We start from the raw sequence: 19,920 nt of genomic DNA, 5'->3' as shown, positions 1-19,920 counted from the left end.
CAGCTAGACGTAGCGCGCTTCGTTCAGATCGGATAGAAGCGTCGGGCCTGTCGGTTGCCAGCCCAAGCGCGCCTGCGTCAGCGCACTCGATGCCGGCATATCGAGCGCGGCGAACATCGCCAGCCATCCGAAGTAGGCCTGCGCTTCGTCGCGCGCGATCGACACGACCGGCAGCTTCAGGCCGCGCCCCAGCGCCTCGGCAATCTCGCGAGCGCTAACGCCTTCTTCACCGACCGCGTGATAGCGCGCCCCGCGTTCGCCCTTCTCGATCGCAAGCCGGTACAGCCGCACGACATCCGACAGATGCCCCGCCGGCCAGCGGTTACGTCCGTCCTCCACATAGGCGCATAGGCCCTTCTCCCGCGCGATCTGGACCAGCGGCGTGATGAGGCCTTGCCTGAACGGGTTATGCACTTGCGGCAAGCGCATCACCGATACATTGACGCCCGCCTCCAGCAGCGCATTGCCGGCCAGTTCGGAGCCGATGCGCGGGTTCGGGTGACTGGTGTTGAACACATCTTCGGTGGCCGGCTGCCCGTGATCGCGGCTGCCGACGCCCGTGCCCGACGTGATCAGAAGCGGCCGATCCGAGCCGGCCAGCGCCGAGCCCAGTGCTGCGATCGCGCGCTTGTCCTTCTCGCAGTTCTCCACGAAGTGCGAGAAATCGTGATCGAACGCGAGGTGGATGACGGCGTCGGACTTCGCGGCGCCGATGCGCAAGCTGTCGGGGTCTTCTAGCGTGCCGCGATGGACCTCCGCCCCCGCTGCGGTTAGCGCCTGTGCGCCCGCATCGGACCGGGTCATGCCGATAACCCGATGTCCCGCTTCGATAAGTTCGGGCACCAAAGCCGAGCCGATAAACCCGGTCGCGCCCGTCAGAAAGATTCGCATAGTCAAGTCTCCAGGAAAGTCACCCACGCACTATGCGATCATTCAATATGCTATTGAAGTAGTGAGCTTATCCCGGTAAAGCGACTAACAGGTTAATCATCCCAGTGAACACCGCCCAAACCCTCGGAGACTTTCTGCGCAGCCGACGCACGCGGCTCGATCCGGCCAGCTTCGGCTTGTCGGGCCGCAGGCGTACGCCCGGATTGCGGCGTGAAGAAGTGGCCCAGCGCGCGAATATCAGTTCGACCTGGTACACGTGGCTCGAGCAGGGTCGCGGCGGTGCGCCTTCCGCCGCGGTGCTGGAGCGCATCTGCGCGGCGCTGATGCTGACCAATCCCGAGCGCGAACATCTTTTCATGCTGGGCCTCGGGCGACCGCCGGAAGTGCGCTACCGCGCCACCGACGGGGTCGATCCGCGGTTGCAGCGGGTGCTCGATTCGCTCGATACCAGCCCGTCGATCATCAAGAGCGCGACGTGGGACGTCATCGCGTGGAATCGCGCCGCGGCCGTCGTGCTCATCGACTACGGCGCACTGCCGCCGGGCCAGCGCAACATCCTGCGCTTTCTGTTCAGCGACCCGGCCGTGCGGGCGAAACAGCACGACTGGGAAAGCGTCGCGCGCTTCGTCGTGGGGACCTTCCGCGCGGACGTTGCACGCGCCGGGCTCGCTTCCGAAGTGGGCGATCTGGTCGACGATCTGTGCCGCATCAGCCCCGACTTCGAGCGCATGTGGCGCGACAACCAGGTTTTCGGCCACAGCGAAGGACAGCACGTCAAGCGCCTGATGCATCCGACGTTCGGCAGCATCGAAATGGAGTATTCGCTGTTCGCCGTCGATGGTCGGCCAGACCTGAGCATGCTCGTGTACACACCGCTCGACGCGCGAATCGCAAAGCGCATTCGCAGTGCCGTGTCATCGATCGAGGAACGGGTTGCAGCCGCGCCTGTCACGGCTGCGTAGCCGCATCGAGCCTCGATGGACGGTCAAACGGCCACGACGACCGCCTCGCTAGCGGCGAGCGAATTGGCACCCTGGACGAAGTTTTCGCCGATGCGCGCGCTCACCGTCGATAGCAACACCACGCCCGAGCGCGATTGCACGGTAGCGTCTTCGACGCCCATGTTCAGCGCGATAAATAGGCATTGGTTGCCGTATCGCCGCTCGTAGGTCAGCACGTCGCCGTAAGCCTCGACATTGTCGATCGCGCCCTGCACGAGCGCGGCGTTGCTGCGGCGCAAGCTCAGCAGATGACGATATAGCGACAACATGCTCGACCTGTCGCCGTCCTGTTCGCGCACGCTGGTCGTCGTTGCAATGGGCAACCACGGTCTGCCGTCGGTAAAACCAGCATTGGGCAGCGAGCCATCCCATTGCATGGGCGTACGCTCAGGATCGCGCCCCTGGCAAATGCCCGGTTGACGCAGTTCCGCCGGATCATGAATCCGATCTGGCGGGATCTCGCCATCTGTCATGCCGATTTCATCGCCGTAGTAAAGCGTCGGCGTTCCTCGAAGCGTCAACAGAAGTACAGCGGCCACCCGCGCCTGTGCGGTGCCGACGCGTGACGCGACACGCGGGTTGTCGTGGTTTCCCAGCACCCAGTTCGGCCACGCGTATTCGGGCAATGCAATGTCGTAATCCCGGATCATGCCGGCGATCTCGTCCGCTTTCCATCTCGCGTTGAGCAACTGGAAATTGAACGGCATGTGCGCGCCATCGCCGTTCACGCCGTAATACTTCACCAGTTGCGGGACGCTCAGATAGATTTCACCGATGAGCACGCGCTCGCCGTACTCGTCCAGTGTGGCGCGCATCGAGCGGACGATGTCATGCACTTCCGGCTGATCCTCGGTGTAACTTTGCAATAGCCGATGATGGTCCGGCTCGCCGGGCCGGTATCCGGGATTGGGCGGATTGTCGCGAAACTGCGCGTCCTTGATCAACAGCCACAGCACGTCCACGCGAAAGCCGTCCACGCCGCAATCGAGCCAGAAGCGCAGCACTTCATCCATGGCGCCGCGTACTTGCGGGTTTCTCCAGTTCAGGTCAGGCTGCTCCGGCAAAAATGCGTGAAAGTAGTACTGCCCCGTCACCTCGTCCCATTTCCACGCCGAGCCGCCCATGCGGCTCAACCAGTTGTTTGGCGGCCCACCGTCGGGCGCGGGATCGCGCCACAGATACCAGTCGCGTTTCGGATTGTCCCGCGACGAGCGGCTTTCCTCGAACCACGGATGCCGGTCCGACGAATGATTCGGCACGAAATCGAGCAGCACCTTGAGCCCCAGCCGATGTGCGTGGCCCATCAATTGCTTGAACCCGTCCAGAGTGCCGAATATGGGATCGATGTTGCAGTAGTCGGCAACGTCGTAGCCAAAGTCGGCCATGGGCGACGGGTAGATCGGAGAGATCCACACCGCATCGACGCCTAGCGCCGCGAGATATTCAAGGCGCGCGCTGATGCCGGGCAGATCGCCGATGCCATCGCCGTTACTGTCCTGAAACGAGCGCGGATAGATCTGATAGATCACGCCGCGTTGCCACCACGCCAGCTCCGACATTGCAATTCCTCTTCACGATCGATTGTTTTGGCGCCATGCGCGGACCCTATGCTCAATGACCTCTGGTACAAGAACGCGATCATTTATTGCCTGTCGGTAGGCACGTTCATGGACGCCAATGGCGACGGCGTCGGCGACTTCCAGGGTCTCATGCGCAGGCTCGATTACCTGCAAGGGCTTGGCATGACGACGATCTGGCTGATGCCCTTTCATCCGTCGCCGGGGCGCGATAACGGTTACGACGTTAGCGATTATTACAACGTCGACCCCAAGTACGGCACGCTCGGCGATTTTGTCGAGTTCACGCACGCGTGCGCCGAGCGGGGCTTGCGCGTCATCATCGACCTCGTGGTCAATCACACGTCCGACCAGCACCCCTGGTTCCAGGAAGCACGCAGCGATCCCGCTTCGAAGTATCGCGACTGGTACGTCTGGTCGGACGCCAAGCCGCCCGATGCGCAACGCGGTGTCGCATTTCCGGGCGTGCAGAAGTCGACCTGGAGTTTCGACAAGCGGGCGAGACGCTGGTACTTCCATCGTTTCTATGATTTTCAACCGGACCTGAATACCTCCAATCCGTATGTGCAGGCGGAGCTGCTGAAGATCATGGGCTTCTGGATCCAGCTTGGCGTCTCCGGATTCCGCATGGACGCGGTGCCCTTCGTCATTGCGACGAAGGGCCCGAAGGTGCGTCGACCCGTTGAGCAATACGACATGTTGCGAACTTTTCGCGAGTTTCTACAGTGGCGCGAGGGCGACGCGATCATTCTGGCGGAAGCCAATGTGCCGCCCCAAACGGATCTTCAGTACTTCGGCGACGAGGGCGAGCGCTTGCCGATGATGTTCAACTTCGGGCTCAACCAGAACACCTTTTACACGCTCGCGACGGCCGACACGAAGCCGTTGAAGGACGCGCTCGTTGCCACCAGGCCACGGCCGCCGAGCGCGCAATGGGGCGTGTTTCTGCGCAATCACGACGAACTCGATCTGGGCCGCCTGACACCGGAACAGCGCGAGGCCGTGTTCGCCGCGTTCGCCCCGGACCCCGACATGCAGCTGTATGGGCGCGGCATCCGCCGCAGACTTGCGCCGATGCTGTCGGGCGACAGACGCCGCCTCGAACTTGCCTACAGCCTGATGCTGAGTTTGCCGGGCACGCCCGTGTTCCGGTACGGCGATGAGATCGGCATGGGCGACGACCTGCGCCGGCCCGATCGCCAGTGCGCGCGCACGCCGATGCAATGGTCGGCGGAGCCGCAAGGCGGCTTCACCAACCATCCGGATCCGCCCGTCCCCGCGATTGCGAGCGGTGCTTATGGCTTTGAGCGGGTCAACGTGGCGAACCAGCGGCGCGATCCCGATTCGTTTCTCAACTGGACGGAGCGAATGATTCGCATGCGCCGCGAAGTGCCGGAAGTCAGCTGGGGGGACTTCGAAGTGCTGCGTACCTCGCGAAACGATGTCCTTGCGCTCTGTTATCACTGGCGCAACAACTCCGTGCTGTTTCTGCATAACTTCCGCGCGGAAGCGGGTACCGTCGAATTCCGCCTGAACGCCAACGAACCGGGCACAGAGCCGCTGATCAATCTTCTGTCCGACGACCACAGCGAGGGCGACGATGACGGCTGCCACACGGTGGTGCTCGAGCCGTTCGGATACCGATGGTATCGGGTGGGTGGCCTCGACTATCTGCTCAGGCGGACCGAGGTCTAGCCACGCTATGCACGGCAGTCGACGGTTAAACTGATGCGATCGGGCGCTTCACCGGCTCGACTCATCGGATACGCAATCGGAAAAAGGGACGTCATGGCAAAAGATGAAATAGTCTGGGGAGTGTTGGGTGCCGCAAAAATCAACGACAAGGTGGTCGTGCCCATGCACAATGCGCCGAAGTGTCGGGTGAAAGGCATCGCGTCACGCTCTGCGCAGAAGGCGCGGGAAGCCGCGGCAAGATACGGTCTGGCGGTCGCATACGACAGTTACGAGGCGCTCCTCGCGGACCCGGAAATCGACGCGGTCTATATTCCCTTACCGAATCATCTGCACGTGGAATGGACGATCAAGTCCGTTGAGGCGGGCAAGCACGTCTTGTGTGAGAAGCCGATCAGTCTGGACGCTCAACAGGTTGAACGACTGATCGCCGCACGCGACAAGACCGGACGATACATCCAGGAAGCCTTCATGGTTCGCACGCATCCGCAATGGCTGAAGGTGCGGACCTTGATCGACGAAGGTGCGATTGGCGAATTGCGGGCAGTGACCGGCGGTTTCACCTATCACAACACGAACGAACACAATATCCGCAACAGGAGCGAGTTAGGCGGTGGCGGTCTGCTCGATATTGGTTGTTATCCGATCACCACGTCGCGCTTCACTATCGGGCGCGAGCCGCGACGCGTCGTTGCGCTGATGGAGCAGGATCCGGCATTCAAGGTGGACCGGCTCGGCTCCGTGTTGATGGACTTCGATGGCGTGCAGGCGAGTTTCTTTTACTCGACTCAGACCTATCCGTATCAGCGGATGCTATTTCACGGTACCCAAGGGCGGATCGAAGTCGAAATTCCATTCAATGCACCGAACGATCGACCGACGCGCCTGTTGCTGAGTGAACACTCGGGCGACGGTGTCGCGACGGATCGCTGGCTGGAGTTTCCGGTGTGCGATCAATATGGCGTTGCGGCCACCGCGTTCGCGCAAGCGATCTTGAGTGGAAGCCAGCAGGCCATTGCGCTAGAAGACGCGCGCGCGAACATGCGAGTGATCGATGCCGTGTTCCGCTCGGCCCGCTCGGGCGCGTGGGAGACGATCACCGAAGGTTGACGTGCGGCGCGGGCGCGAGTCGTCACGCCCGCGCCTGTCAATCATCCGCCAAAAAATTCGGATGACTCGTCCTGATCTGATCGATCTGATTCAGCGTCCCCGACAGATGTTTGCGTAACGCCGCCTGCGCGGCCTCGACATCGCCCTTGTCGATCGCATCGATGATCTCCGTGTGATCGCGCACCACCGCCATCGTCTTGCCCTCTACCGGCAGATGCAGGCGCCGCAGCCGGTCGATATGGCCGCTCAGCCTGCGCACCAGGTCCCATAGCTGCGGCACGCCCGCCGCCTCGTACATCTGCCGGTGAAACGCCTGATCGAGCAGCGAGAACTGCTCGTAGTTCTTCAGGTCGAGCAATTCCGTTTGCCGCGCGATCGCGACGCGCAGTTCAGCGATCAGCGTTGGGTCGCGCTGCTCCGCGAGCGTGCGCACCACTTCGAGTTCGATCGAGCGGCGCAGGAAGTGCGCCTGCAGCGCGGAGGTCACGTTGATCTGACTAACGACCGTTGCGTGCTGCGGATAGATGTCGACGAGGCCTTCCTCGCCGAGCTTCATCAGCGCGTCGCGCACCGGCGTCTGGCTCAGCCCGTAGCGGCCCGCCAGCTCGGTGCGCGAGAGCACCGTGCCCGGCGTCAGTTCGAGGGAAAGGATCATTTCGCGCAGTCGTTCGAATACTTGCGGCGCGGCGTGACGGGAGCGGTCGAGCCGGCTCACCGTGCGCGAGGTAGCGTGTTTTTTCATGGCAGACACTAAAGCATGGAAGCAGGCGGGGACTGGCGTGTCAGTCCGCTGAAGCATGAGTACTATAGCCGACGCCCGCCGCTTCCAGCGGGCTTGCGGGCTAGGTTCCACGAAAGCGCGGATCGGTATTTACCCCACTGACGCACTAATATATTAGTGCTTTACTATCCGCTTCATCGAACTCTCCCTTGTTTCCTAGCCGATTGCCATCATGACTCGCGACATCACCATCACACAGGTGCGCATCACCCCGATCGCTTTCCGCGACGGCCCGCTGCTCAACGCCGCGGGGATCCACGAACCGTGGGCGCTACGCGCCATCGTCGAACTGGAGACGAGCGACGGCCGCGTCGGCCTCTCCGAGACCTATGGCGACGAGCCGATGCTGCGCGTGCTGGAGCAGGCCAAGTCGCTGGTGATCGGCCTGTCGCCGTTCGACCTCAATCGCATGGAAGAGCGCGTGCGGGCCGCAATCAAGGCGAGCCCGGGCGCGGTCGAATTCGAACTCGCGCCCGGCTCGCACTCGGCGAAGAACGCGCCGAAAGTCATCAGCGCGCTCGAAGTCGCGATGCTCGACCTGCAAGGGCAGATCGTCGGCGCGCCGATCGTCGATCTGCTCGGAGGCAAGGTGCGCGACGCGGTGCCCTACAGCGCCTATCTGTTCTTCAAATACGCCGAGCACATCGACAAGCCCTATGCGCCCGATGCCTGGGGCGAAGGCCTGAGCCCCGAGCAGATCGTCGCGCAGGCGCGTCGGATGATCGAGCTGTATGGCTTCCAGAGCATCAAGCTGAAGGGCGGCGTGTTCGAACCCGTACACGAAATCGCGTGCATGCGCGCGCTGCATCAGGCATTCCCCGGCGTGCCGCTGCGCCTCGACCCGAACGCCAACTGGACGCTCGAAACGAGCGTCGCGGCCGCCCCCGAACTCGACGAGTTGCTCGAATACTATGAAGACCCGTGCCCGGGTCTCGAAGGAATGGCTGAGCTCGCCAGGCACACGCGCCTGCCGCTCGCGACCAACATGGTCATCACGACGATGGAAGATTTCCGTCGCGGCGCCGAGATGGGTTCGGTCAAGGTCTTGCTGTCGGATCATCACTACTGGGGCGGGCTGCGCGCGACGCAGACGCTCGCGCGCATGTGCAAGCTGTGGGACCTCGGCATGTCGATGCACTCGAACTCGCACCTCGGCATCAGCCTGATGGCGATGACGCACGTCGCGGCCAGCATCCCCAACCTGACCTACGCATGCGACACGCACTACCCGTGGCAGGAGGAAGAAGTCATCAAGGGCGGCCGCGTGAAGTTCGACAACGGCTCGGTGTGCGTGCCCACCACGCCCGGCCTCGGCGTCGAGCTCGACCGCGAGCGTCTCGCCGAACTGCATGCGCAGTATCTGTCGTGCGGCGTGCGCAATCGCGATGACCTGACGCAGATGCGCAAGTACGAGCCGGGCTTCAGCGGCAAGAATCCGCGCTTTTGATCCGCGCTTTTAATCCGCGTTACAAGCCCTGCGACGCGCAGCGCGCGTCGCCATCGAAGGAGACAACCCCATGAGCAGCCCCATGGCCGGTACAGCGCGGCCCGAGCACGCCGGCGTGCTGGCGAGCGCCGTGCGCAAGATCAAGTGGCGTGTGTTGCCGCTGTTCGTCGTGATGTTCATCGTCAACTACATCGATCGAGTGAACATCGGCTTCGTGCGTCAGCATCTGAGCGCCGATCTGGGCATCGGCGCGGCGGCTTACGGGCTCGGCGCGGGACTCTTCTTCATCAGCTATGCGATCTTCGAAGTGCCGTCGAACATCCTGCTGCAGCGCTTCGGCGCGAAGCTGTGGCTCGCGCGCATCATGCTCACGTGGGGGCTGGCCGCGGCCGGCATGGCGTTCGTGCGCGGCGAGACGTCGTTCTATGCGGTGCGGCTGCTGCTCGGCGCGGCCGAAGCGGGCTTCTTTCCCGGCGTCATCTACTACTTCACGCAATGGCTGCCGAGCAACGAGCGCGGCAAGGCGATGGCGATCTTCCTGAGCGGCTCGGCGCTCGCGTCGGTGGTGTCCGGGCCGATCTCCGGCGGGCTGATGTTGATCGAAGGCGCAGGGCTGCGCGGCTGGCAGTGGATGTTCGTGATCGAAGGCATGTTCTCGGTCGTGCTCGCGGGCTTCGTCCTGCTGTGGCTCGACTCGAAGCCGCGCGACGCCGCCTGGCTCACCCGCGCCGAGCAGGACGCGCTGCGCGATGCGATCGACGAAGAGCAACGCCAGCGCGCCGCGGCGCACCCGGTCAAACCATCGCTGGGAGCGCTGCTGCGCGATCCGCAAATCCTGATCTTTTGCCTGATCTACTTCGCGGTGTCGCTGACCATCTACGGCGCGACCTTCTGGTTGCCCAGCATCATCCGCAAGATGGGCCATTTCAACGATTTGCAGGTCGGCCTGTTCAACTCGATTCCGTGGCTGATCTCGATCGTGGCGATGTACCTGTTCGCGATGCTCGCGGCGCGCTTCAAGTTCCAGCAAGCGTGGGTCGCGTGCGTGCTGCTGATCGCCGCGGCCGGCATGTATGCGGCCGGCCAGGGCGGCCCGCTGTTCTCGTTCATCGCGATCTGCTTTGCGGCGATCGGTTTCAAGGCGGCCTCGGCGCTGTTCTGGCCGATTCCGCAGGGATACCTCGACGCGCGCATTTCCGCGGCGGTGCTGGCGCTGATCAACTCGATCGGCAACCTCGGCGGCTTCGTCGCGCCGGCGGCTTTCGGCTTGCTCGAACAGAAGACCGGCTCGATCGAGGGCGGCCTCACTGGACTCGCGGTGATGTCGGTGGTAGCCGCCGGGGTCGTGTTCTTCACCCGCACGCCCCGACGCGAAGGATTGCCCGCCTCCGCGCATTGACCGCACCGAACGACCGCACAAACACTATTTCCAAAAATCTTCAGGAGACTCGATGAAAACGATGGAAGCCACGACGGCCGCCGCAAGCACGGCTGTCGGACGATACCGATGGACGATCTGCGCGATGATCTTCGCCGCGACGACGATCAACTACATGGATCGTCAGATGCTCGGGCTGCTCGCGCCGCTGCTGCAAAAAGACATCGGCTGGAGCCAGGTGCAGTACGCGCAGACCGTGATGGTGTTTACGGTCGCCTATGCGGTGGGTCTCGCGATTTTCGGCCGCATCGCGGACCGCGTCAGCACGAAGAAGGTCTACGGCAGCGCGATGGCGATGTGGAGTCTCGCGGCGATGCTGCACGCGGTGGCATCGACCGTGCCGGGCTTCGCGGCCGTGCGCGGTCTGCTCGGCTTTGGCGAAGCGGCCAATTTTCCGGTGGCGATCCGCACGACGGCCATGTGGTTTCCGAAGAAAGAACGCGCATTGGCGACTGGCTTGTGGAACATGGGCGCGACGATCGGCGGCATCATCGCACCGGCCTTCGTGCCGCTCGCCGCGCTGATGTGGGGCTGGCGCGCGACGTTCATCGCGGGCGGCGCGACCGGTTTCATCTGGCTGGCGGTGTGGCTGCTGGTTTATCGGCAGCCTTCGCAGCATCCGTCGGTGACGAAGGAAGAGCTCGACTACATCAACGCGGATCGCGAAGAAGTCGTCGAACAGAAAGTCAGCTGGTTGTCGGTGCTCAAGTACCGCGAGACGTGGGCGTTCGTGTTCGGCAAGCTGCTGACCGATCCGGTGTGGTGGTTCTATCTGTTCTGGCTGCCGAAGTGGCTCAATGAATCGCGCCATATCGACATCGGCCATATGGGTCTCCCGCTGATCGCCATCTATACGATGGCATCGGTCGGCAGCGTGGCGGGCGGCTGGCTGTCGTCGCGTTTGATGGCACGCACCAACAAGCCGAATTTTGCGCGCAAGGTGACGATGCTCGTTTGTGCGTTGTGCGTGGTGCCGATCGCCACCTTGTCGTATTTTCAGAGCCTGTGGTACGCGGTGTTCGCCGTGGGTCTCGCGGCAGCGGCGCACCAGGGCTGGTCGGCGAACCTCGTCACGACGGTCGGCGACGTGTTTCCGAAGCGGCTCGTCGGCACGGTGGTCGGTATCGGCGGCGTGGCCGGGATGGTCGGCTCGTTCTTCTACTCGGGCGTGATCGGCGAGACGTTGCAGCGCACCGGGCAGTATTGGGCGCTCTTCACTGTCGGCGCGTCGGCGTATCTGGTTGCGTTGGGCATCATTCATCTGCTGATGCCGCGGATGACGGCGGTGAAGTTGCGGGATTGAAGTGCTGGTGGTGGCGTGAGAGTGGCGCGCGCATCATAAACTCCGAGCGTTGAAACGAAAGAGCCCGCATTCGCGGGCTTTTTTCGTTTCAGGGACAGCATTGCAGCGTCCTGACTGACTGACATATCAGGCAGCTTTTGTCGATTGTCAAATCCGACTTTTCATGTGAATCCGGTTTTGACAATCAGATGACTCCGAATTCCAAAAATGTGGTTTTAGTGTCGAATCGTGACAATCGTTGACAGAAATGAGTTTGCGATTGCCTCAGCATGAACCGTATGCGCGCGAGGTGTGCGCCGTCAGGTGCGATGCCGGTCCGGCGTCGTGTGAGGTCACTGGAATACGCCGTTGCAGTGTGCAGGGATTCAACCAGCATCACAGGTACAAGCAATGAATAACCGTTATTACCGGCTTGTTTTCAGCAAGCTCCGGGGAATGCTCATTGCGGTCGCGGAAACCGCAGTCGGACAAGGTAAGGCAAGTCAGGGAGAAACCGGCCCATCGGTCGCGCTGCAATCATTCACCCTCTTCGCAATGCGTCACGCGGCCTTTGCCGCACTAGCTATTTTCGGTTTTGCGCCCGTCACGTCGTACGGGCAGATCGTTCCCGGTGGCGCACATGCACCCGGCGTCATCAGCACGGCGAATGGTCTACCACAGGTGAACGTGAACAGACCGTCGAATGCGGGCGTATCCGTGAATACGTATTCGCAGTTCGATGTACAAAAAAACGGCGCGATCCTCAATAATTCGCCCGTTAATACGAACACCCAACTCGCCGGACAGATATCGGGCAATCCGAACTTCGGACCGAACAACGCCGCAAAGATAATCGTCAACCAGGTCAACAGCAATAATGCGTCGCTGTTGCGCGGTTATGTCGAGGTCGCGGGGAAAAAGGCGGATGTCATCATATCGAACGCTTCCGGCCTGGTCGTGGACGGCGGCGGCTTTATCAACACCGCACGTGGAATTTTAACGACTGGCAATCCGCTGATCGACGGCAATGGCAATCTGACGGGTTTCAGTGTGACGGGCGGCATGATTACTGTCCAAGGGGCGGGCCTGAACACTTCAAATATTGATGAAGTGGACTTATTGTCCCGCGCCCTGCAGGTGAATGCAGCCATATATGGCAAGTCAATGCATGTTGTGACGGGCGCAAACAACATCGACTACACGAGTCTGATTCCAACACCGATTGCAGGAAGTGGCCCCGCTCCCGGCGTTTCCATCGACGTGTCGCAACTGGGTGGCATGTACAGCAACCGCATCGTTCTGGTGGGCACGGAGAACGGCGTGGGTGTTGCGAATGCCGGTACCATCGCTGCGCAGGCGGGGGATCTGATACTCACGAGTGCGGGCCAGCTTGTGCAGTCCGGCACGATGAACGCGAGCGGCAATCTCGGAATTAACGCGGCGGGCGTCGCGAACAGCGGCACGATCTACGCCCAAGGCAATACCTCCATTGGCACGGCGGGAGCCGTTACCAACAGTGGCACCGTTGCTGCACAACAGAATACGTCGATCACTGCGGGCAGCGTTGCATCGACCGGCACGCTCGGCGCGGGCGTGAATGGCGATGGTTCGGTGGGCAGCAGCGGCGATCTGCTGCTTTCCGCATCGGGCCAGCTTGATGCCAGCGGCCTGAACATGGCGGGCGGCAATGCGACGCTCTCGGGCAGCGGCGTGAATCTCGCGGGCAGCGTGACGGCGGCGAACGGCAACATGGCGCTGGCGGCATACGCGGGCGACGTGAACCTCGCCGGGGCGATCACGAGCGCCGCAGGCGCGGTCAACGCTCAGGCTGCAGGTGCGCTGGTCAATGACCGGGGCACGCTGACGGCCGGCGGCAGCATGACGCTTGACGCCGGCAGCCTGTCGAACCGGAACGGCGGCGTGTCCTCGCAGGGAGCGTTGGTCGCACAGACCTCGGGACAGATTGCGAATCAGGGCGGCGAAATGATTTCGCAGGGTGCGATGCAGGTACGCGGCGCAGACATTTCGAACAACCAGGGGGCCATGCAGGGCGCCGGGGGTGTGCTGGTAGCCGGAGCCTCGCTGGACAACAGCGCGGGCCGGATAACGTCGCTCAGCGCAGACGGCCTGTCAGTCACGACTACGGGGCAGCTTCTGAACACAGCAGGCACCACCGCCGGTGGTGCGCAGGGCGGCGTGATTGGCGGCAATGGTACCGTGACCCTGCAAGGCGGGAGCATTGTCAATCAGGGCACGGTCAGCGCGCAAACGGACCTCCAGCTTGACGCGCAGTCCCTGAACAACGACGCGGGTACGCTTCAGGCGCAGAACAATGCGGCCATCAATGCCGGGGCGCAACTTACCGATAACGGCGGCGTGATCGTAGCCGGTCAGCGGGCGGCGGTGAGCGCCACGACGCTGGATAACAGCGGTGGCGTCACCCAGGCGGCGCAACTGTCGCTTGACGCCACGAACCTCCTCAATCACGCAGGCACGGTCACGCAGACTGGCACGTCAGCGATGACCGTCGCCGTCTCGGGAACGCTCGATAACTCTGCGGGCGGGAAAATCCAGACGAACAGCACGGACCTCACGCTCGCCCCGGCGGTTCTGAAAAATGATGATGGCACTATCACCCACGCGGGCACTGGCACTCTCGCAATTGATCCGGGTAATGGCTCGGGTTCCTTTTCAAATGCGGGCGGCACGGTGATCACGGCGGGCCAGCTTTCGGTGCACGCCGGCAGCCTCAACAATCAGGCCGGCGCGCTGGCTGCGATGGGGGCCATCGCAGCCAGCGTCGCGGGCGACGTGAACAACACGCAGGGGGCGGTACGTTCGCTGTCGTCGATCTCGCTCGCGAGCGGTGGCGCACTCACGGACACGGGCGGCCAGATCCAGTCAGGTACCGGCGCTGCGGGCGACGCCAGCTTGCTCTCGGTTCAGGCGGCTTCCATCGACAGCTCAAACGGGCTCATCGGCAACCTCGGCACGGGAGACACCACCGTGCAGGGCGGCAGCCAGATCGTGAACAGTGGCGGCCTGATCGCAGGTAATGGGTCGGTGAAGCTCGGCGCGTCTTCCATCTCCAACACGCAGGGCGGCCAGGTCAGTGGCGCGAATGTCGCGATCCAGACCAGTACGCTCGATGACACAGGGGGCAAGATTGGCACCTTCGCCGGTTCGGGCGGCGATGTCGTCATTTCGGCAACGGGGGCCGTGTCGAACACCAACGGCCAGATTGGCGCCGATCACGACCTGTTGCTGACTGCCGCGACGCTCACAGGGGGCGGCGCATACAGCGCGGCCAACGACGTGGCGGTGAATGTTCAGGGCAATTTTGCTCCAACGCCGGATATGCAGTTCATGGCCGGTCACGACCTCACCTTTACGCTGCCCGGCACGTTCAGCAATTCCGGCTCGCTCGATGCGGTCGATAACCTGGCCATCAACGCGAACGACATCGCCAACAGTGGGGCGATGATGGCAGGCGGCACGCTCACCACGCACTCGAACACGCTGGCAAACACCGGCGCAATCGTCGGCGGCAGCGTGTCGCTGAACGCCACCAGCAGCATTTCGAATGTAGGACCAACCGCGCTTATTGGCGCGACGGACAGTAACGGCACGCTTGAGCTGCTCGCGCCCGATATCGAGAACCGCGACGACACCACGGCCACCGACACGCAGGCGACGACCGCGATCTACGGTCTCGGTAAGGTCGTGCTGGCGGGTGGCAAGGATGCGAACGGCAACTATACGAACGCGAATCTGATCCGCAACCAGTCGGCGCTGATCCAGTCGGCGGGCGACATGACGCTCGACGCCAACCAGGTCACGAATACGCGGACGACGATGACCACAACAGGTCTGAATCAGTCGGTCGATCCTGGTCTGTTGGCCGAACTCGGCATCAGCCTGTCCGGGTGTACTGCGGTCAACATGGCCGCGTGCTCGGGGCAGGATGTGGGCTGGACCACCCCGGATAACCCGGCGTTCCTGACCATGATTGGCGGTGCGTACACGGTGCCGCCGCACGGCGGCCAGTGGAATAGCGGCTACCAGTACACGACCTATACGGGCGCGGCGGTAGCAAACCTGATTGCGTCCATCAGCCCGCAGGCGCAGATCATTGCGGGCGGCAACCTGGACGCGTCGAACACCGGGCTGTTCCAGAACTACTGGAGCGCCGTCGCCGCGGCGGGCAACATTGCGATGCCCGTCTCGCTCGACGCGGATAGCTGGCGCGGGCAACTCGCGCCCGAGGTACAGGTCACCTACTCGGGCTACTATCACTACAACAACTATGACAACAGCGAACACAACTGGACCTTGCCGTTCGGCAATGCGCCGTTTGTCGGTTCCAATCCGGGCGGCTACCAGGTAGCACCGGCTAACGTCCACGACTATGGCCTGCCCGACTACGAATCCACCTGGACGGCCGGTGGCACGATTTCTGGTACCGGCGTAAGCGTCAACAACACGGCGGGTAATGCGGGGATTCCGTCGCTCGGGCTTGTACCCGGCCAGTCGGTCAGCGGGGTGAATGTCGGCGGGATCGGCGGCAGCGCCGTCCAGGTCGATCCGCCCATTGCGCGCGCTACGGCGGTGAACGTCCTGAGTAACCTGACGATCCCGCACGGCGGACTGTTCAAACCGGACACGGCACCGAACGCGCCGTACCTGATCGAGTCGAACCCGGCCTTTACGAACGCGAAATCGTTCATTTCGAGCGACTACTATCTCAAGCAGCTTGGCCTGAATCCCCAGACGGTGGAAAAGCGCCTCGGCGACGGCCTCTACGAGCAGCAGCTCGTGCAGAACCAGATCACCTCGCTGACCGGCAAGGCCGTACTCGGCCCCTATACCAATGTCCAGTCGATGTATGAAGCGTTGATGGCGGCGGGTGCGTCGCTCGCCGGGTCCCTTCAGCTGCCGCTCGGAATGAGCCTGTCGCCGGACCAGGTCGCGGCACTCACCAGCAACGTGATCATCATGCAGACCGAGGTCGTTGACGGTCAGTCCGTGCTGGTGCCGGTCGTCTATCTCGCGAAGGCCAGCCAGCAGGACATGAACGGACCGCTTATCGCGGCGACCAACATCGATTTGCAGAACGCGCGGAACTTCAATAACAGCGGTACGGTGCAGGCGGGCAATACGCTGTCGATTCAGGGCCAGCAGATCAGCAACGCGTTCGGTACGCTGCAGAGCGGCGGCCTCATGTCGCTGGCGACGACGGGCAATGTTGACCTGAGTTCGGCCACCGTGAACGCCGGGAGCCTCGCGCTGAATGCAGGCGGCGACCTGATCCTCAATACCGCGGCGAATACGGTCCACCAGGTCAGCGCGACGGGCGCAACACGGACCACGACGACGCTTGGGCCAATCGCGAGCCTGAACGTGGCAGGCGACGCCGCGATTGTGACGGGCGGCAACTTCGAGCAGAACGGAGCCAATCTCAATGTCGGCGGCAACCTCGGCATGGCCGTGGGCGGCAACTACGACATCGGCGCCGTGCAGACCGGCGAGCAGAAGGTGGTTCATGGCGCGAACGGCGTGTCGGATACGAACCTCAACAGCGCGAACGGCAGTTCCGTGAATGTTGGCGGAGTTTCGCAGATCGGCGTAGGCGGCAATCTGACCGCGACGGGCGCGAACATCAACCTGGCTGGTGGCGGGACAGTTGTGGCGAAGGGCGACGTGACGCTCCAGGCGGCGAAGACGACCTCGACCGTCGACAGCAACAGCTCGCTCAGCGACAGTCACCGCAGCAATTCGGAGTCGTTGCACACCTCCGTCGATACGCTGACGGCGACGACGCTCAATGCCGGCAATTCGCTTACCGTCGCATCGGGCAACGACATCAACGTTACCGGCAGCACGATCAGCCTCGACCAGGGGACGGCCACGCTCGCGGCCGCGAACAACGTCAATATCGGCGCGGCCACCGCGACCTATGTCGACAATTTCCAGGGGCAGCATAGCCACAGCAACGTGGTGAGCGGCAAGGAGGTATCGAGTTCGAGGGATACCACGACGACGCTTTCGCAAGGCAGCATGATTTCGGCAGACGCCGTGTCGATTTCGGGCGGCAAGGATATCAACGTCGCGGGCAGCACGATCGTCGGGACGAACGATGTATCGCTCGCCGCCGTGCATGACGTGAACATCACCACGACGCAGGATACGAGTCAGAGCAGTTCGTTCTACGAGGAAAAGAAGTCGGGCTTCGGCGCGATGAGCGGTGGCGGCGTGAGCCTGAACTACGGCAACAGCGACACGAAGCAGACGACGCACGACAGCAGCGTGACGAACAACGGCAGCCTGGTGGGCAGCACGAACGGCAACCTGTCGATTCAGGCGGGCGACACCCTGCACGTAACGGGCAGCGATCTGGTGGCAGCCCGGAATGTCACGGGCACGGCGGCCAACGTGGTCATCGATGCGGCCATCAGCACCTCGCATCAGGACGACACCCAGGAAACGAAGCAGAGCGGTTTCACGCTCGGTCTGTCGGGCAGCGTGGGCGATGCGATCAACGGCGCGGTAGCGCAGGGGCAGGCGCTCGCGAGCGGCAACAGCAACGGACGCGCCGAGGCGCTGAATGCGATTGCGGCGGGCGGCAATGCGGCGATGGCAGGTATGGGTGCAGCGGATGTGATGGGCGGAGCGACGGGGCCGAATGCGCCGAGCATCGGCGTGAAGTTGAGTTTCGGTTCCAGCCAGAGCAGGAATACGTTCACCGAGGATCAGACGACGCAGAAAGGTTCGAACATTCAGGCGGGCGGCACCGCCGCGTTCGTGGCAACCGGGGGCGGTGACAATGCGGGCACGCCCGGCAGCGGCAACCTGACCATCGCGGGTTCGAACGTCAGCGCGAACGATGTACTGCTCGCCGCGAAAGACAAGGTCAACATCGTCAACACCACGAACACGGACACGACCGCCAGCACGAACAAATCGAGCAGCGCGAGCGTCGGTGTGTCCTATGGCACGCAGGGTTTCGGCGTCTCGGCCTCGATGTCCAACGCGCACGGCGACGGCAACAGCAACGCGGCGATCCAGAACGCGTCACACGTCAGCGGTGCGAACGGCGTGACCGTCGTTTCGGGGGGCGATACCAACATCATCGGCTCGCAGGTCAGCGGCGGCCAGGTGACGGCGAGCGTCGGCGGCAACCTGAATATCCAGAGCGTGCAGGATACGACCGTCAGCACCGCACACCAGAGCAGCGCGGGCGGCGGCTTCAGCATCAGCCAGGGCGGCGGCAGCGCGAGCTTCAGCGCGCAGAACGGCCACGCGGATAGCGACTACGCCCAGGTCAACGAACAGGCTGGGATTCAGGCAGGCAAAGGTGGTTTTGATATCAACGTCGAGGGCAATACGGACCTGACGGGCGCGGTGATTTCGAGTACGGCCGATGCGTCGCAGAACAGCCTGACTACCGGCACGCTCACCTACAGCGATATCCAGAACCAGTCGCACTACAGCGCGTCGAGCAACGGTATCGGCGCGGGTGTGGGCGTAGGCAACACCGGCAAGGCGACGGGTCCGGGTTCGGTCAGTGGCACACCTGGCATTACGCCGATGATCTCGCAGAACGAGAACGGTGACGACAGCGCCACCACGCGCAGTGCGGTCAGCGCAGGCGCGCTCAATATCACGGACGGCGCGAAGCAGACGCAGGACGTGGCGAGCCTGAGCCGCGATACAACGGATACCAACGGCACGGTGTCGAACACACCGGACGTGAACGCCCTGCTCTCGCAGCAGGCGGACACGATGCAGGCCGCACAGGCGGCGGGTCAGGTCGTGGCTCAGGGTATTGGACTGTATGCCGACAAGAAGGAGGAAGCCGCGCTGAAAACTGGAGATCCGGAAACGGCGGCAGCATGGGCCGAAGGTGGCGACAACCGCGCGCTATTACACGCGGCGGGCGGTGCGCTGATTGGCGGCCTCGGTGGCGGTAGCGTGTTCGGCGCTATTGGTGGCGCCGCCGGTGCGGGGCTGTCATCGAAACTCGCAGGCCAGCTCGTTAGCCTGTCGAAGGGCGTGGCATCTGACACGGGTTCGGACCTGTTGGGCAACCTCGCTGCGAATGTGGCGGCGGGCGTGAGTGGCGCGCTGGTGGGCGGCACGGCGGGCGCGGCTACCGCGTCGAACGTCGAGCTTTATAACCAGATGCTGCACCAGAAAAAGGATCTGGTATCGCAGGTATGCGGTGCGGGAGCGCAGTGCAGTGATGCGACGCTAAGCGCGGCGATTCAGGCACAGGGAGCAAATGCAGATGCTGCCGCTGGTACTCTCCAGCCCAACTACGCAACATTGAATTTCGGGGTGCTGTCTGGTGCGGCTGGCGGTGCTATAAACCTATACGACGGCACAAAATATCTAGCTTTCGGCGTCGCACAAGGTAATCCTGCTTCGACTAATTGGTCGTTGGGAGCCAGTGCCACGGTCGGTTGGATCTTTGGGGCCAATAACGCTGCGTCAACTAATAATTTTATGAACGGTGACGGCAATCAGGCATTTATATCTATACCAACGCCGTTGCCATTCAATATCGTTGGTGCTGTCACGCACGGCTATGGTGGTGCTACTGCTGTTGAAGTGGGTGTTGGAACGCCTGGTGACAAGATATCTTATGGGGTTATTCCGTGGAGTCATTCGATGCCCGTCGGAAAATCCGCTCAATAGTAAG

General features: G+C 62.7%; 10 protein-coding genes. 7 read left to right on the top strand and 3 right to left on the bottom strand.

The window, feature by feature from the left end:
* Window positions 1-3 precede the first annotated feature (3 nt).
* A complete protein-coding gene (locus BJG93_RS29810; protein WP_027194839.1) occupies window positions 4-891 on the bottom strand; it encodes an SDR family oxidoreductase in 888 nt (295 codons plus the stop codon).
* A 104-nt stretch (window positions 892-995) separates the two neighbouring features.
* Here BJG93_RS29810 and BJG93_RS29805 point away from each other — a divergent pair, with 104 nt between their 5' ends.
* Window positions 996-1,853, top strand: a complete 858-nt coding sequence (locus tag BJG93_RS29805) for a helix-turn-helix transcriptional regulator (RefSeq protein ID WP_027194838.1) — start codon at window positions 996-998, stop codon at window positions 1,851-1,853.
* A 23-nt stretch (window positions 1,854-1,876) separates the two neighbouring features.
* Here BJG93_RS29805 and BJG93_RS29800 read toward each other — a convergent pair whose 3' ends face one another.
* Window positions 1,877-3,451: an alpha-amylase family glycosyl hydrolase gene (locus tag BJG93_RS29800; RefSeq protein WP_027194837.1), complete on the bottom strand. Its 1,575-nt coding sequence runs from the start codon at window positions 3,449-3,451 to the stop codon at window positions 1,877-1,879.
* Window positions 3,452-3,499: 48 nt separating this feature from the next.
* On the opposite strand from BJG93_RS29800, the gene BJG93_RS29795 reads away from it, so the two are divergent.
* Window positions 3,500-5,164 (top strand): alpha-amylase family protein, encoded by a 1,665-nt coding sequence (locus BJG93_RS29795; protein WP_027194836.1) that lies wholly within the window; start codon window positions 3,500-3,502, stop codon window positions 5,162-5,164.
* Between the two features lie 93 nt (window positions 5,165-5,257).
* Entirely contained in the window at window positions 5,258-6,271 is a 1,014-nt protein-coding gene (locus BJG93_RS29790) for a Gfo/Idh/MocA family protein (RefSeq protein WP_027194835.1), read from the top strand.
* Window positions 6,272-6,308: 37 nt separating this feature from the next.
* Here BJG93_RS29790 and BJG93_RS29785 read toward each other — a convergent pair whose 3' ends face one another.
* On the bottom strand, window positions 6,309-7,013 hold the full coding sequence (locus BJG93_RS29785) for a GntR family transcriptional regulator (RefSeq protein ID WP_027194834.1): 705 nt from the start codon (window positions 7,011-7,013) through the stop codon (window positions 6,309-6,311).
* A gap of 211 nt (window positions 7,014-7,224) precedes the next feature.
* Between BJG93_RS29785 and BJG93_RS29780 the strand changes: the two genes are divergently transcribed.
* The 4 genes from BJG93_RS29780 (at window position 7,225) to BJG93_RS29765 (ending at window position 19,916) form a co-directional block, all read left to right on the top strand.
* A complete protein-coding gene (locus BJG93_RS29780; protein WP_027194833.1) occupies window positions 7,225-8,499 on the top strand; it encodes a glucarate dehydratase family protein in 1,275 nt (424 codons plus the stop codon).
* 70 nt (window positions 8,500-8,569) lie between these two features.
* Window positions 8,570-9,898: an MFS transporter gene (locus BJG93_RS29775; protein WP_027194832.1), complete on the top strand. Its 1,329-nt coding sequence runs from the start codon at window positions 8,570-8,572 to the stop codon at window positions 9,896-9,898.
* Window positions 9,899-9,950: 52 nt separating this feature from the next.
* Window positions 9,951-11,240 (top strand): MFS transporter, encoded by a 1,290-nt coding sequence (locus BJG93_RS29770; protein WP_027194831.1) that lies wholly within the window; start codon window positions 9,951-9,953, stop codon window positions 11,238-11,240.
* 390 nt (window positions 11,241-11,630) lie between these two features.
* On the top strand, window positions 11,631-19,916 hold the full coding sequence (locus BJG93_RS29765; RefSeq protein ID WP_082194492.1) for a hemagglutinin repeat-containing protein: 8,286 nt from the start codon (window positions 11,631-11,633) through the stop codon (window positions 19,914-19,916).
* Window positions 19,917-19,920: the final 4 nt, after the last annotated feature.

This window comes from Paraburkholderia sprentiae WSM5005, assembly GCF_001865575.2.
Lineage (GTDB): Bacteria > Pseudomonadota > Gammaproteobacteria > Burkholderiales > Burkholderiaceae > Paraburkholderia > Paraburkholderia sprentiae.
This window is presented reverse-complemented; position numbering and strand designations above follow the sequence as displayed.

Bases quoted from the DNA above. Each gene is read 5' to 3' on its own strand.
- BJG93_RS29810 (WP_027194839.1), bottom strand. From the start codon at position 891: ATGCGAATCTTTCTGACGGGCGCGACCGGGTTTATCGGCTCGGCTTTG.
- BJG93_RS29800 (WP_027194837.1), bottom strand. From the start codon at position 3,451: ATGTCGGAGCTGGCGTGGTGGCAACGCGGCGTGATCTATCAGATCTAT.
- BJG93_RS29795 (WP_027194836.1), top strand. From the start codon at position 3,500: ATGCTCAATGACCTCTGGTACAAGAACGCGATCATTTATTGCCTGTCG.
- BJG93_RS29790 (WP_027194835.1), top strand. From the start codon at position 5,258: ATGGCAAAAGATGAAATAGTCTGGGGAGTGTTGGGTGCCGCAAAAATC.
- BJG93_RS29785 (WP_027194834.1), bottom strand. From the start codon at position 7,013: ATGAAAAAACACGCTACCTCGCGCACGGTGAGCCGGCTCGACCGCTCC.
- BJG93_RS29780 (WP_027194833.1), top strand. From the start codon at position 7,225: ATGACTCGCGACATCACCATCACACAGGTGCGCATCACCCCGATCGCT.
- BJG93_RS29775 (WP_027194832.1), top strand. From the start codon at position 8,570: ATGAGCAGCCCCATGGCCGGTACAGCGCGGCCCGAGCACGCCGGCGTG.
- BJG93_RS29770 (WP_027194831.1), top strand. From the start codon at position 9,951: ATGAAAACGATGGAAGCCACGACGGCCGCCGCAAGCACGGCTGTCGGA.
- BJG93_RS29765 (WP_082194492.1), top strand. From the start codon at position 11,631: ATGAATAACCGTTATTACCGGCTTGTTTTCAGCAAGCTCCGGGGAATG.